Annotated in this window: 9 protein-coding genes; 5 read left to right on the top strand and 4 right to left on the bottom strand. The window is 61.2% G+C overall.

Annotation, left to right across the window (positions count from 1 at the left end; genetic code table 11):
• Positions 1 to 83 precede the first annotated feature (83 nt).
• The 3 genes from ABIE08_RS16505 to ABIE08_RS16495 form a co-directional block, all read right to left on the bottom strand.
• The gene (locus tag ABIE08_RS16505; RefSeq protein ID WP_354552675.1) at positions 84 to 3,281 is read right to left on the bottom strand and encodes an efflux RND transporter permease subunit; all 3,198 of its coding nucleotides are present in this window, start codon (positions 3,279 to 3,281) and stop codon (positions 84 to 86) included.
• A 119-nt stretch (positions 3,282 to 3,400) separates the two neighbouring features.
• Complete coding sequence (locus ABIE08_RS16500) at positions 3,401 to 4,591, bottom strand: efflux RND transporter periplasmic adaptor subunit (RefSeq protein ID WP_354552674.1); 1,191 nt, start codon at positions 4,589 to 4,591, stop codon at positions 3,401 to 3,403.
• 40 nt (positions 4,592 to 4,631) lie between these two features.
• A complete protein-coding gene (locus ABIE08_RS16495; protein ID WP_354552832.1) occupies positions 4,632 to 5,447 on the bottom strand; it encodes an alpha/beta hydrolase in 816 nt (271 codons plus the stop codon).
• A 157-nt stretch (positions 5,448 to 5,604) separates the two neighbouring features.
• Here ABIE08_RS16495 and ABIE08_RS16490 point away from each other — a divergent pair, with 157 nt between their 5' ends.
• Positions 5,605 to 6,534 carry a LysR family transcriptional regulator gene (locus tag ABIE08_RS16490; protein WP_354552673.1) on the top strand — a complete coding sequence of 310 codons (930 nt, stop codon included), beginning with the start codon at positions 5,605 to 5,607 and terminating at the stop codon, positions 6,532 to 6,534.
• A gap of 100 nt (positions 6,535 to 6,634) precedes the next feature.
• On the opposite strand, the gene ABIE08_RS16485 is transcribed toward ABIE08_RS16490, so the two are convergent.
• Positions 6,635 to 8,608 (bottom strand): sensor histidine kinase, encoded by a 1,974-nt coding sequence (locus tag ABIE08_RS16485; protein ID WP_354552671.1) that lies wholly within the window; start codon positions 8,606 to 8,608, stop codon positions 6,635 to 6,637.
• A 484-nt stretch (positions 8,609 to 9,092) separates the two neighbouring features.
• Here ABIE08_RS16485 and ABIE08_RS16480 point away from each other — a divergent pair, with 484 nt between their 5' ends.
• From ABIE08_RS16480 to ABIE08_RS16465, 4 genes are all read left to right on the top strand, one after another.
• Positions 9,093 to 9,248: a hypothetical protein gene (locus ABIE08_RS16480; protein ID WP_354552669.1), complete on the top strand. Its 156-nt coding sequence runs from the start codon at positions 9,093 to 9,095 to the stop codon at positions 9,246 to 9,248.
• A gap of 375 nt (positions 9,249 to 9,623) precedes the next feature.
• The gene (locus ABIE08_RS16475; RefSeq protein ID WP_354552667.1) at positions 9,624 to 10,022 is read left to right on the top strand and encodes a response regulator transcription factor; all 399 of its coding nucleotides are present in this window, start codon (positions 9,624 to 9,626) and stop codon (positions 10,020 to 10,022) included.
• The gene (locus tag ABIE08_RS16470; protein WP_354552665.1) at positions 9,971 to 10,333 is read left to right on the top strand and encodes a helix-turn-helix domain-containing protein; all 363 of its coding nucleotides are present in this window, start codon (positions 9,971 to 9,973) and stop codon (positions 10,331 to 10,333) included. The genes ABIE08_RS16475 and ABIE08_RS16470 overlap by 52 nt, the downstream gene beginning before the upstream one ends.
• Positions 10,334 to 11,139: 806 nt before the next feature.
• Positions 11,140 to 14,718, top strand: coding sequence for an autotransporter outer membrane beta-barrel domain-containing protein (locus ABIE08_RS16465; RefSeq protein ID WP_354552664.1), 3,579 nt, complete (start codon positions 11,140 to 11,142; stop codon positions 14,716 to 14,718).
• Positions 14,719 to 14,779 lie beyond the last annotated feature (61 nt).

The raw sequence follows: 14,779 nt of genomic DNA, 5'->3' as shown, positions 1-14,779 counted from the left end.
TTCTGGACGCGGCGCCGGATATCGGTAGCCGGCACAAGGGGCGGCCGGCGACGGAAAATCGCTGTAGTTCAGCAGCTTTGGGATCAGTGGCTTCGGATGCTCCCGATCTTTACTTCCCCGCCTTCCACGTCCAGATGGTGCTGGACGAGCGGGCGATTGCCCGCCACCCGGCGCATCAGGACATAGAAGACGGGCGTCATGAATATGCCGAAGAAGGTGACGCCGATCATGCCGGAGAAGACCGCGACACCCATGGCCGAGCGCATCTCCGCACCGGCGCCGACGGAAACAACCAGGGGAACAACGCCCATGATGAAGGCCATCGAGGTCATCAGGATGGGCCGAAGGCGCTGGCGGCTGGCCTCGATGGCCGCCTGAACCGGGTTCCTACCTTCAAACTCCAGTTCGCGGGCGAACTCGACGATCAGGATCGCGTTCTTGGCGGACAGGCCCACCAGGACCATGAGGCCGATCTGGGTGAAGATGTTGTTGTCGCCGCCGATCAGCCAGACGCCCGTCAGAGCTGCCAGCACGCCCATCGGCACGATCAGGATGATGGCGACCGGCAGGGTCAGGCTCTCATATTGAGCCGCCAGCACCAGATAGACCAGCAGCAAGGCGAGCGCGAAGACGATGAAGCTCGAATTGCCGGCGATGATCTGCTGGTACGTCAGGTCCGTCCACTCGAAGTCGATGCCCGCCGGCAAGGTCTCGCCTGCGATCTTCTCGATGGCCGCTTCGGCCTGGCCTGAGGAAAATCCAGGCGCCGGCCCTCCATTGATGTCGGCGGCCAGGAAGCCGTTGTAGCGTGTTGTCCGTTCCGGGCCATTGGCGCTTTCGACCTTGAGCAGGGCGGCCAGGGGGATCATCTCGCCCGATTGCGAGCGGACATGGAGCCGGCCGATGTCTTCCGGCACGGCCCGATAGGCCGCGTCGGCCTGGACACGGACACTGTAGGTCCTGCCAAAGGCGTTGAAATCATTGACGTAGAGCGACCCCAGATAGATCTGCAGCGTGTCAAAGACGTCCGTGACCGCGACGCCAAGCTGCTGGGCCTTCGGCCGGTCGATATCGGCGAAGAGCTGGGGCACGTTGATCTGGAAGCTGGAGAACAAGCCGGCCAGTTCCGGCGCCTGGCTGGCCTTGGCCAGGAAGTCCTTGGTGGCGGTGTCGAGTGCCTGGTAGCCAAGGCCGGCGCGATCTTCGATCTGCAGCTTGAAGCCGCCCGTCGAACCAAGACCGTTGACCGGCGGCGGCGGGAACATGGCGATGAAGGCGTCCTGGATCCCCGCAAATTTGCCGTTCAGCTGCATGGCGATCGCGCCGCTGGACAGCTCGGGCGACTTGCGCTTCTCGAAATCGTCAAGGATCGCGAAGACGATGCCGGAGTTCGAGCCGATCGTGAAGCCGTTGATCGACAGGCCCGGGAAAGCGATCGCATGGGCGACGCCCGGCTGTTCCAGAGCGATGGCGCTCATCCGCTTGATGACAGTCTCGGTGCGGTCGAGCGAGGCGCCGTCCGGGAGCTGCGCGAAACCGATCAGATACTGCTTGTCCTGGGCCGGCACGAACCCGCCGGGCACGCTGTTGAAAACCAGATAGGTCGCGCCGCCGAGGGCGAGATAAATGGCCATCACGATGCCCTTGCGCGTCATGAGGCCGCCTACGCCCTTGCCGTAACCGGCGGACGCGGAGCTGAACATCCGGTTGAAACCGCGGAAGAACCAGCCAAAGGCAAAATCCATGGCGCGGGTAAGGCGGTCCTTCGGCGCGTGATGGTCCCTGAGCAGAAGGGCTGCCAGGGCGGGCGACAGCGTGAGCGAGTTGATGGCCGAAATCACCGTCGAGATCGCGATCGTCAGCGCGAACTGGCGGTAGAACTGGCCGGAGAGCCCGCTGATGAACGCCAGGGGAACGAAGACGGCCACCAGAACCAGGGCAATGGCGACGATCGGTCCGGACACTTCGCGCATGGCGCGATAGGTCGCCTCCCGGGGGCTGAGCCCCATCTCGATGTTGCGCTCGACATTCTCGACCACGACGATGGCATCATCGACGACGATGCCGATGGCCAGCACCAGGCCAAACAGCGTCAGCGCGTTGATGGAGAATCCGAACACATACATCACGGCGAAGGTGCCGATGATCGATACGGGAACCGCGATCAGGGGAATGATCGACGCCCGCCAGGATTGCAGGAAGAGGATGACGACCAGAACGACGAGCGCGATGGCCTCGAGCAGCGTGTCGATGACCTTGTCGATGGAAGCGCGCACGAACTGGGTCGTGTCATAGACGATCTCGTACCGGACCCCTTCCGGCATGGCGCGTTGCAGCTCATCCATCGTGGAATAGATCTGGTCGGCGATCTCGATGGCATTCGAGCCTGGCGCCTGCAGAACCGCGATGGCCACGGCCGGCTGGCCATCGAGCAGCGAGCGCAGCGTATAGTCGGCCGCGCCCATTTCAACACGGGCCACATCCCGGAGCCGCGTTATCTCGCCGTTCGCGCCTGTCCGGACGATGATGTCGCCAAACTCCTCGGGCGTGCCGAGGCGGCCGCGTGCGTTGACGTTCAACTGCAGGTCCGCGGTCGACGGTGCCGGCGAAGCGCCGATCGTGCCGGCGGCCGCCTGGATGTTCTGCTGGCGGATGGCATTGGTGATGTCGCTCGCGGCAAGGCTGTGTCGTGCAGCCTTTTCCGGATCGATCCAGACGCGCATGGCGTAGTCGCCGGCGCCGAAAATCTGGACCTGGCCGACGCCCTCCGTGCGAGCCAGGCGGTCCTTGATGTTCAAGGTCGCGTAGTTTCGCAGATAGGTGATGTCGTAGCGGTCCGAGTCGGAAACCAGGTTGACCACCATGATGAAGTCGGGCGAACTCTTGATGGTCGTGACGCCCAGCGCGCGGACCTCGGCCGGCAGGCGGGGCTCCGCCTGCGAGACGCGATTCTGCACCAGCTGCTGCGCCTTGTCGGGATCCGTGCCGAGCTTGAAGGTGACGGTGAGGGTCAGCACGCCGTCGGAGGTCGCCTGGCTGTTCATGTACAGCATGTCCTCGACGCCGTTGATCTGCTCCTCCAGAGGCGTTGCCACGGTTTCAGCGACGACGACGGGATTGGCGCCCGGATAGGTCGCCCGAACGACGATCGAAGGCGGAACGACCTCCGGATATTCGGAGATCGGCAGCGACCGCATGCCGATCAGGCCTGCGACGACGATGAGGACGGACAGCACGCCGGCAAACACGGGGCGATCGATGAAGAACCGCGATATATTCATTTCCAAGTCCTACTCTGGGACGAAATTTGCGTGAATCGTCCTAGTCCCCGGATCGCTCCGCAGGCCGATTAGAAGAATCTGAGATTTTTGCGGAGCTTGGGGGCCCTCCGCTGTGGCCTCTATTTCAGGACGGCGACCGCTTCATCGACCTTCGGGGCCACAAGGGCGCCGGGACGAACCCGCTGCAAACCGTTGACCACCACCCGGTCACCCGCGGCCAGTCCGCTTTCGACAATCCGCTCACCATCCGCGCTGTCGCCGAGTTGCACGGGTCGATAGATCACCTTGTTTTCCGCATCCACGACGAAGACGAACTTCTTGTCCTGGTCTGTGCCGATCGCGCGTTCGCTGACCAGGATCCGCTTCTCGGCCTTGGGTTCGCCGACACGGATCCGAACGAACTGGCCCGGAATCAGCTTGCCACCCGGATTGGAGAAGACCGCGCGGATCCCGATGGTGCCGCTGGTCGCATCGACCTGATTGCCGATGAACTGCAGCTTTCCGTGAAGGGGCGCGCCATCTGCCGTCGGCGACTGGATCTCGACGGGTATCTCTTCGAGAGGCGAATGGGCGGCGCCCGATGACGGAAGCTTGGCGAGGATCTGTGCCGCCATCTCCTCGGCGACGTCGAAGCTCGCATAGATCGGATCGATCGAGACCAGCGTCGTCAGCGCAGGCGAGGCGGAACCGGCGGCGACCAGATTGCCGGCGGTGATTTCGACCTTGCCGATCCGACCGGTGACCGGCGCATATAGCTTCGTATAGTCGAGTTCCAATTGCGCCGACTGCAGGACGGCCTGGGCCGTCTGTTGCGCTGCCCGCGCTTCGGCCAGGGCGTTCTGACGCTGGTCCAGGGTACTTTGCGATATGACCTGGGTCTGCGACAGCCGCCGTCCTCGCTCCAACTCGATTTCTGCGAGCTTCAATTTGGCAGCAGCCGACGCGACCTGGCCTTCTGCCTGGGCGACGGCAGCCTGATACGGGCCCGGATCGACCGTGAAAAGGAGGTCGCCGGCGTTTACGAGCGAGCCTTCCCGGAAGTCGACGGACTGGATGGCGCCCGCGACGCGAGAGCGAATCTGGATGCGGTTGACCGCCTCGAGGCGGCCGGAGAACTCCTGCCACCGGTTCACGTCACGAGCCTCTATGACGGTGACGGTAACGGGAACTGCCGGGGATTGCAGCACCGCGTCCGATGCCGCTGCACGGCTGCTCAGGGGTAGATCCAGGACCATGGCGGCGGTCAAAACGGACGCAGCAAGGCCCAGACCGGTGCCCGCAAGGGCCCAGCGCTTGATAGTCGGTGTCATTGTCTTTTCCTTACGGCGTGTGGATGCCGGCGATGGTCAACTAGGTTTCAAGCCGCGCATACCGGGTGCCGAGTTCGCGGGTGAAACTCAAAAAATGGCTGCCTACTGGATCCTGCCATGACGATGCCTGGCCCGTGTCGCCACCATAGATGGATGGCCAGCCGGTCCCGGCAGGAAGAATGTGCTGGTGTACGGGAACCCCCGCATCCGTCAGATGCCGGGCATAGTCTTTCGCTTCATCCAGCAAGGGATCGTCGTCCGACGCCAGCACGAGTGCCGGCGCCACGTCATGAAGGCGCGAACAGAGGGTGGGGGCGGCGTAGGGATGACAGATCCCGCCGCTCAGATAATGGGCCCATCCATTTTCCCAGCGTTGGCGCATCCCGATATCGTCGGAATTGCGAAACGACGGCGAGCCCATGAAAGGATCCAGCAGCGGCGAAGCAAGCACCTGGCCATCCAGTTCGCCGGCAAAGTTGTCGCGTGCCTTCAGCGCGACGGCAGCGGCGATATTGGCGCCCGACTCCTCGCCGCCGACGATCAGCAGCGACTTTCGCTCGCCAAATCCGGCGCACTTCTTCGCAAGGGCGGAGAAGATCGAAAAGCCGACTTCCATGGGTTTGGGAAACACGCCGCCGAAAGGCGCATTGTAGTCCGGCACCACGACGATTGCGCCGGTCGCCGCAAAGCACCGGGCGAGCGGGCACTCTTCCAGACCCGTACGCATGAAAGCGCCGCCATGAAAATACAGGAGGACGGGCGGGCATCGGACGGGTTCTGCGCCCTGATAGATCTGCGCAGACACACAGCCTCCCGCCAGCTGTTCCAACTCCACATTTCTCACTTGGACGGCGATCACGCTTTTCACTCTGGATGTTGAGGCCGCAGGGTTCGCAGCTCCCGTCATTTCAAAAATTTAGCATTATTCAACGCCTTGAATAAGGGCGCCAAATCCGACTACTCTATTCGAGATTTCGAACAATGACCCGCAATCCGGAGGCGCAGGCTCTGATATGGATCAGCTATTGGCCATGCGCGCCTTCATCCGTGTCGTCGATACCGGCAATTTCACCAAGGCTTCCGAGGCCCTCGGCCTGTCAAAAGCGTCGATGACCAACCTCGTCCAGAATCTCGAGGCGCACCTGCAGACGAAGCTGCTCAATCGGACGACGCGGCGGGTGATGGTGACGACGGATGGCGCCCTCTATTATGAGCGGGCCCTGCGGATCATTTCCGAAGTGGACGAACTCGACGGCAGTCTGTCCCAATCCTACTCGACCCCGACGGGACGCCTGCGGGTGGAGATGGCCAGCATCTTCGCGGACTGGATCGTCATTCCTGCGCTTGATGATTTCCACCGGGCGTTTCCGGACATCCATATCGACCTGGGTGTCGGCGACCGGAATGTCGACTATCTCGCCGAAAATGTCGATGTCGCCTTGCGGGGCGGCCAGCCTGCCGATCAGTCCCTGATCGCGCGTCGCGTGGGCCAGGTCGACCTGACATTTGGCGCTTCCGCCGGCTACGTGGAGAGGCGCGGGATGCCGAAGCATCCCTCGCAGTTTGAAACGGACCACCAATGTGTCGGCTACTTCATGCCGCCCGGCAATCGGAGCATGTCGTTCCAGTTCGAAAGGGATGGCGAGCGCGTCGAGATCAACCCGCGCTACGCCTTGTCCGTCAACGACGCACGCAGTTACACGGCAGCGGTTCTTGCCGGCCTCGGCGCGGGCCAGCTTCCTCGCTGCATGGTGGCGGACGAGATTGCCAGCGGGCGGCTCCTTGCGGTGCTGCCGGACTGGCATATCGAACCGATCCCGCTCTATGTCGTCTATCCGCCAAACCGGCATCTGAGCAACAAGGTCAGGGTCTTCGTCGAGTGGCTTGTCAGGCTGATGGCGGAAAAAGGCGTGAACCCGCAACATTCACGACAGCCTCGCTAAGGCGATGGGGCGAGCTGTCCGATGATTGCCACCCGCTAAATCAAAAGCTTAGCTGAAGCGTCGATCAAACTACGCGCTACTACACGGTCGGGCGAGGCCCCTAAGAAAATGTTCTCACGAGTGGGAGGGAGAGGCGGAATGTCGACCCGGACGTGTCGCTGGCGACCAAGGTAAGGTCGCCGCCATGCTGTCGAGCGATCTCCCGCGAAATATAGAGCCCCAGACCCGATCCATTCACGCGCTGGCCCCTGGCTCGATAGTATTTGAGGAATATGAAGGCGTGGGCATCGGGCGGGACGCCGGCGCCACGGTCCGTCACCGTGACGAACGCCGTAGCAGCATCAACAGACAGCTGAACGGTAACCGGACTGGTCGGAGGTGAATATTTCAGAGCGTTCTGGATCAGGTTCTGTAGCACTATTTCCAGCAGGTAGCGGTCCCCCTTGACGATCGCCTCATCCCCCGGAGTGAAGTCGACCCGGCTGGCCGCCACGTCGTCCAGTCCGGCCTTGGCGGTTTGCAATGTGGCGTTCAGGTCGAACCTCCCGATCGCCGTGTGGGGCCCACCAGCATCGAGGCGGTCGCCCGCCAGAACGTTTTCGATCAGCATGGACAACCGTCTCACGGTCTCGCGGATCTTAGTAGTACGCGCCCTGATGTCGTCGGTGCCTTCTATCGCCGAATGGGACAGATTGTCCGCGGCGGCGGCTATCACGGCCAAGGGCCCTCGAAACTCATGCGACACAAGGGCGAGGAAGTCTCGTTGCTGCGAAAGGGCATCGTTGAGAGAGTCGAGCGATTGCCTCAGCTTAACCTCGAGGAGATGGCGTCGACCCATTTCGGCCTTGAGCGTGGCGTTGCTTTGCGAGAGTTCCGTGGTTCGCTCTTGCACCTTGATCATCAGGTCGCGTTCGGCTGCCTGGGAAATCGCGATGATACGATACTGTTCCTCTCGTAAACGACGCTCGGAAATCTGCGTGGCCAGATGGCCGCAAAGTAGGATCAAGGCGAGGCCGAACCCCGCCGTCAGTCCCGCCATCATCCAATGCTGCCGACGCATGGGCGCCAATTCGTCCAGGGAAGCGAGCGTGAGCAAATGGTATGGCGTATTGGCCAGTGACTGCGCCCGCAGAAGGTAGGGTCTGCCTTCGATGAGCCAGTGGTCGGCTTGCCGGGCGTCCGTCGTGGAGCGCACGTCCAAGGGTTCTCCAGTTTCTTCCTCGCCGTCGGACGGATCGATTGCGCCAGGAGGCAAGAGCGCCGCCACATTGCGCAGCATGTAAGGTTTGGACGAGGTGGTGATTACGCGCCCTTGGCGATTGACGACCAGGGCAATGTGCCGGCCAGTCAGGTAGTGAGCCACGTCCGGTGCATCAAACTTCACCGTGACCACTCCCTGCGGTGCGCCGTTGGCATCGTTGATCCGACTGGCGACGAAGTAGGAGGGGGTCTTGTTTATGCGCGCAATACCAAAGGAGGAGCCCTTGCCATTTCGCAATGCATTGATGAGGTAGGGCCGACCCGAGTAGATCATGCCGACGATGCTTTGCGGTTCAGCCCAGTTGCTGGCCGTAATCGTATCGTAGGACATGTTGTTCATATAGATACGTGCATAGCCCAGATCGGCTGCAAGCGCGTTCATGAAGTCGCCGACCTGCCGCACCAACGGGTCGCGCGTGAATTGTGCCGCGCGCTGCTGACGCGTCAGTTCGGCAGTACCCGGCGGATCCGTGAGGTAGCGAGCCGCCAGTTCGATCACCTGCCCCTGGCTCGCCACCATATTGGACACGCTGACCATCTCGGCGAACAACCGGTCCATGATGCGTGCAGTAGTGATTGCCTCGTATTCGGCACTGGCTGCCAGACTGTCGGTCTGTTCCGTCAGGATGCGCTGCGACATCCACCATCCCATGCCGGCCACGAGCAACAGCCACGCGACGGCCGCCCCAATCGTCACCCGGTGAACGCGCGACAGCCTATGCCGCTTGCGCTGCTGCGGAAGCCCGCCGCTCCCATCCGCCTCAGCATGAAGAGGGCCGTCCAGTGCAGCTTTGTCGCGTTCCACGCTTGTCATTGATGGGGTCTCGTACCGTCGCCCCCCGCAAGCTGCGCCTGTCTGCGTAGTCGCGAAGCCAACGCATTCGGTATGGGGCCAACGTCGATCTCAAGGCGTTCGGAAACGACGTCGTTAACGGGGAGCATGCAGGGGGATCCGGAATAATGGCAAAATGGACGCAGAGCGACCTTGGTTTCTCGACGCCGTCCTCCTGTTTTAACAAAAGGACCCATGACGTTTGTCACATGAGGCATCGAACTTGAATAGACAACGCAATTATTAAGTGAAGTCGGATACTCCGGAATTAATTGCATAATTGGCTGTTAGTGATCGGCGACGCCTGGCCCTGCGATGCCGAGGCAAGACGGTTTCTGACAGAAAATGACAGTATATGACATTGAGTGAAGTTGTCGGGAATCGACTGAACAGCTATCCAATGAAAGATCGCGAATATTTTCTGGACCGTGTGCGGATTAAAACCTGATGACGCCTTGCAAGGCTCGTGGAGACCAACTGGCTTCGGCTCAGTTTCGCCCAGAGCTGGAGGTTCGCCCGCTATGGTGCCGCGACACTCGCTAAGGGTGAGCCGTTCTTCTTCATCACCCGGACGCCGAGCGTCGCGATTCGAAGAGGTGCAGTCGATCATACCGACGAATGAAATGGACGACCCCGACTTCCACCGAGATCACAAGGTCTGGAGCAGCGAGCGCCGCCTGTTCAATGCCGCGCTTCCGATGCGCGATGAACTGACTGAAAGGCAGAAGTGACAGAAAACCATCTAAAGGCGTTTCTTCATCCAGTCTTTCGCAGGCAGGCGGGAACCATCGCCTAAAGCGGCCCCAATACGCCGGCGCATGGCAAACTCCGGATGACGCTGGTTCTGCCGCCGCGGAGGGCTTCGCCGAATAGTGACGACGAGCGGACAGATGACTTTTCGATCGCCGGGCCCCCGGTTGCATTGCCGAAACGCGCCAAGCCAATCGAGCGAATTTGGCTCCACCCATATTCAAAACGTCGCTGAGGCAGTGTCTTTATGATCAGCAGTGAGTTCGTGCCGGGAGAGTCGGCTCCTTCCCTCGTCTATTACGTCGATGACGACAAGGATTTCCGCGAGGAAATGGTGTTTGGCTTGTCTAGGCTGGGCTTGGACGTACATGGATTTCACAACGCTTCCGAACTCTATCGGGCTTACGCTGTAAGACCGGCCGATATCGTTGTTCTGGATATAGGCCTGGAGGGCGAAGACGGGCTTTCCATTGCCGCCCATCTGCGATCGTCTCGATCCGTCGGGATTGTCATCGTAACGGCACGAGGCTCCGTCGACGACCGAATCAGCGGGCTTCAAAGGGGGCGGACGCCTATCTCGTCAAACCCATCGATATGCGCGAGCTCGCCGCCACGATTGTCGCTCTCAGTCAGAGACTGGGTCTGAGCGGCAACAAGGCGACGCCCCAAACCCCGGGATGGGCCCTGCTGGAGGGGGGATGGGTATTGACGGATGGGATGGGGCACCGGCTTCGTCTGACCACCTCGGAACAGCGCTTTCTGGGGCGATTGTTCAGCGAGCGCGGCAAGACCGTCGATCGGCGCGCGCTTGCCGAGGCCCTGGGCGCAGACGTTCACGACTTCTCCTATGCCCGCCTGGACACCATCGCCAGCCGTCTGCGTCGACGCGCCGAGAAATCCGAAATGCAGCTCCCGCTGCACGCGATTCGAGGACTGGGCTTCGCATTCACGGACTAGAACGGCCTCTTTTCTGTCTAGTGATGTAAAATAACCACCGCCCTCAATCTAGATTACGGCAGAAAAGCGATACTTGAGCTTTTATCAATGACAGTAAGTGTCAGAAATAGACATTTACTGAAGTTGTTCAGAATCGATCAAGCAGTTAATTGAAAGGAGGGGTGCGGTTTCGCTGCTGAAGCGGGACCGAGGCAGATCTGCGCCTGAAGTACCGCTGTATAGACAGCGCGCGCGGCTACGCGGACTGATTGGGGGTGATATGGGTAACGTATTGGTCGAGTGGTTTGCCAGATCGAACCGAACTAGTTCAAAGAACGCCTGTCAGTCTGCTCTCCTGAACAGGATGTCAGGGGGCCGCCTGCTCTCCCCGCTCAACACTTTGGCGGGAAGTCGTCTCGACCCTGCGCGAGTTTCGGCTCCAGCGAGTGTCTTTCATCGCTTCCCGGAGACGCCGAACGGCGGCAACTCTTTGCTCGATCGCGCTTTCTTTGCGCGAACCGGCAACCAAAGCGCTCGAAAGCGCCTTGAGATCTCCATCCTGCCACCCAGCATGACGATCGGTGCCGGCGAGCCCGCCAAACCGCCCCAGGGTACGCCCTTGGCGCCCCGCGTCGCTGCGCGCCGGAAGGAGCGGCCGGCAAACCATTCTCGAAGGCCGGCTGCTTTCACGGGATGTGAGCCGTCGGTCGTCAGCTATGCGGCCTCAATGCGCCAAGACATCGCCCCCGGCCCCTCGGCCTGACAGCGTCTCCGCATAACCACCGCCCCGAAACCTAAAATCGCATCATCGCCACTAGGACAGAGCCATGACCAGCACCATCCCATCAATCCTCCCCGGTCAACCAAGCCGAGATCACGACCATCAGGGGCATACCGGCTGGCGCTCGCTGCTGGTCCGCGGGGGCCGCGCCACCAAGTACAAGGGCATTGTCGGTGGGGTGGCACCGCAGTCGGTCGGTCGCGAATCGGCTACCTTTGCGGTCGGAACGATCTCTTTGCTGGCCTTGGGCGGCCTGCTGTTGTCGACGCCTGCTTCCTACGCCGGGGACTGCACGGCATTGCCGGCTTCGGTGTGCTCCGGCGCTGCCGATTCGGCCAACGACACGACGCAGACCTTCACCGGGAGCGACATCTCGATCGTGACGGACCCTGGCTTCGGTCTCGACGTGGCATCGGGAAATGCGATCACCAGCACGTCTGGGACCGATGGCTTCAGCTTTGACGACGCCAATGGCAGCGCCATCACCGGGAACAACTACGGCCTCGAGATTCACAACAGCTCGTCCGGTGACATCGTCGTAAAGTCGGACGGTCACATCACGGGCACCAACTGGGATGCGATCGAGGCTACGAACAATGCGGGCACGGGTGACATCATCGTTGAAGCCAACGATCTTGATGCCGGGCGCCGCGGTGTTGAAGCCGTGAACAACGGCACCGGTGTCATCGACATCAAGGTTTCCGGAACAATCAACAGCGGTTGGGATGGCATCCTCGCCAGTGGTGGCGCGGCATCGACGGGCATCAAGATCGACGCTTACGATATAAACGCGGGCACGCACGGCATCGATATTTCTGGCAACGCCGGCACGGGCGATGTTTCGGTCAAGGCCAACAATATCGACGCGGTCAATAACGGCATCAACGTGGACACCAGTCCGAACACGGGCAACTTCACCGTTGATGTCAACAAGATCACCTCTGGTGACAATGGCATCTACGGCTTCGCCAGTGGAAATGGCGAAGTCAAAATCACGGTGCACGACTCGATCGTCGCCGACGACAACGGTATCTGGCTCGATGTAAACGCCAGCGCCGGCGCGGGCGCGGTAAACATTGACGTCGGTAATATTGACGCCGGTAACGAAGGCATCAATGTCGACACGAATGCGAATACGACCGACCTCACGATCACTGCAAATGACATTACGTCGGGCGCCAGCGGCATTCACTTCACCCATAGCGGTAGCGGCGACATCAGCATCACTGCTCACGATATCGACGCAGGTGAAGATATCGAATTGTTCGCTTTCGGCATCTGGTCCGACACCGCCGTATCCACGCATGACTTCACCATTGACGTGAATAGCATCAAGTCCGGCGACGACGGCATCTATGGCTTCCACAGCGGTGACGGCGAGGTCAACATCACGGTGCGCGACTCCATCGTCTCCGGTGACGATGGCATTGAGTTTTATGCCGATAACGCCGCTGTCGGGAAGGTCAATATCACTGTCAATGACGTGAAGGGCCGCGACAACGGCGTATATGTCGGCACGGCCTCTGCTGCCTTGGCGGACCAGACTCTGAATGACCTCAATGTCACGACCACCGGCCATATTGAGGCGGGCTCTGGTTGGGGCATCTGGACCCAGACCAATGACAACGTGCTGACCAACATCACCGTCAAGAATGGCTCTGTCATCGAGTCGGCGAGCGGTTTCGCTATTGGCAACTACATCGGCGACAGCCATGTCATTATCGAGAATGCCACCGAGATCGCCGATGACCCCAATACGGTCGAGGTCGAGAAGAACAGCGTCAACGGCGCTGTCCAATTAGGGTTGGGCGGGGATCGTCTGGATCTCCATGGCGGCTTCTCGGGCATCACCGAGGTGAATGGCGGCTATGGCGGAACCAATACCGACGATATTCTGAACCTGTACGATGCGAACAGCACCTACAACGCCAACAACATTGTCGGATGGGATGTCTTCAACGTCAGCAACAGCTACCTGACGCTGGACGGCCCGCTGGGCAACCTGAACGTTGGCACGGCAGGCGTGGCGGGTACCGGCATTTTCCTGACCAACGGATCGACGCTGGAAAGCAACCAGCACGGTCTGAACATTCTCGGCAACCTCACGCTGGACAGCGGCACCACCTTCCTCAGCGACGTCAATGACGACGCCGGTAATCCGGGCCGCGGCGATACCTACATCACCGGCTTCCTCACCAATGGCGGCACGGTCTCGATCGCCGATGGCGCTGCCGACGACGATCTCCAGGTCAACGGCCTCTACACGGGTAACAATGGCACCCTGGTTGTCGACACGGTATTGGGCGACGACACCTCCGCCACCGACACGATGACCTTCTTGGGCGGCACAGCTGAAGGCGCCACCTCGGTCGTCGTCAACAATATCGGCGGCACCGGTGCCCAGACGGTCGAAGGCATCAAGATCATCAATGTCAGTGGTGCTTCCGACGGCGCGTTCTCGCTGGTCGGCGACTATGAGATCGCCGGTCAACAGGCGGTGCTTGGCGGCGCCTATGGTTACACGCTGTGGAAGAACGGCATCTCGACCCCGGATGACGGCGACTGGTACTTGCGTTCGCAGCTCGCTCCGACCGGCTCGAACCCGGGCGGGCTCCTCTACCAGCCCGGCGCGCCGGTCTTCGAGGCCTATGCCGGGGTCCTGCTCGGGCTGAACAGCCTCTCGACCCTGCAGCAGCGCGTCGGCAATCGCTCGTGGAGCGGCGGCGCGGTGGACACGGACTCCAAGCTGGCCGGCGAGCCCCTGTCGGGCATCGAAGGTCGCGGCATCTGGGGCCGCATCGAGGCAGCCCATACCTCGATCGACCCTGCCGTCTCGACCACGGGCTCCAACTACGACTTCGACACGCTGAAGTTCCAGGCCGGGGTGGACTTCTCGGTTCTCGAGAACGAATCCGGCAAGCTGATCGGCGCCGTGACCGGTCACTATGGTCATGCCTCGGCGGACATCTCGTCCTCGTTCGGCAATGGCTCGATCAGCACGGATGGCGCGGGCTTCGGCGGCACGCTGACCTGGTACGGCAATAGTGGCTTCTATGTCGACGGCCAGGCACAGGTAAGCTGGTATGACAGCGATCTCGGCTCGGACGTTCTGGGCAACCTCGCTTCCGGCAATGACGGCACCGGTTATGCCCTGTCGCTGGAGACCGGCAAGCGGATTGGCCTGGATAACGGCCTTTCGCTGACCCCGCAGGCACAGCTGGTCTACTCCTCCGTCGACTTCGACTCGTTCACGCAGACCTATAATGGCGAGGACGTTGCGGGGGTCTCGCTGCTCAACAATGACAGCCTGCGTGGCCGTCTCGGCCTGTCGCTCGACCAGAACAAGTCCTGGCGTGCCGAGGACGGTCTGGTATCGCGCAGCCACGTCTACGGGATCGCCAACCTCTACTACGAGTTCCTGGACGGGACGTCGGTCGATGTGTCGGGTGCAACGCTAGCCAGCCGCTCCGACCGGCTGTGGGGCGGCGTGGGCCTCGGCGGGTCTTACGACTGGAACAATGACAAGTACTCGATCTACGGTGAGGGCTCTGTCAACACCAGCCTCGAGAACGTCGCCGACAGCTACGACCTGAAGGCCACCGCCGGATTCCGCGTCAAGTGGTAGCCACGCGGCGACGCGAGAACTGATTGCGATGAGGCGCCGGCCACCGAGGCCGGCGCCTTTT

The sequence above is a fragment of the Kaistia defluvii genome (assembly GCF_040548815.1).
GTDB classification, from domain to species: domain Bacteria; phylum Pseudomonadota; class Alphaproteobacteria; order Rhizobiales; family Kaistiaceae; genus Kaistia; species Kaistia defluvii_A.
The sequence above is the reverse complement of the archived record's forward strand: the minus strand, read 5'-3'. Positions and strand labels throughout refer to the sequence as shown.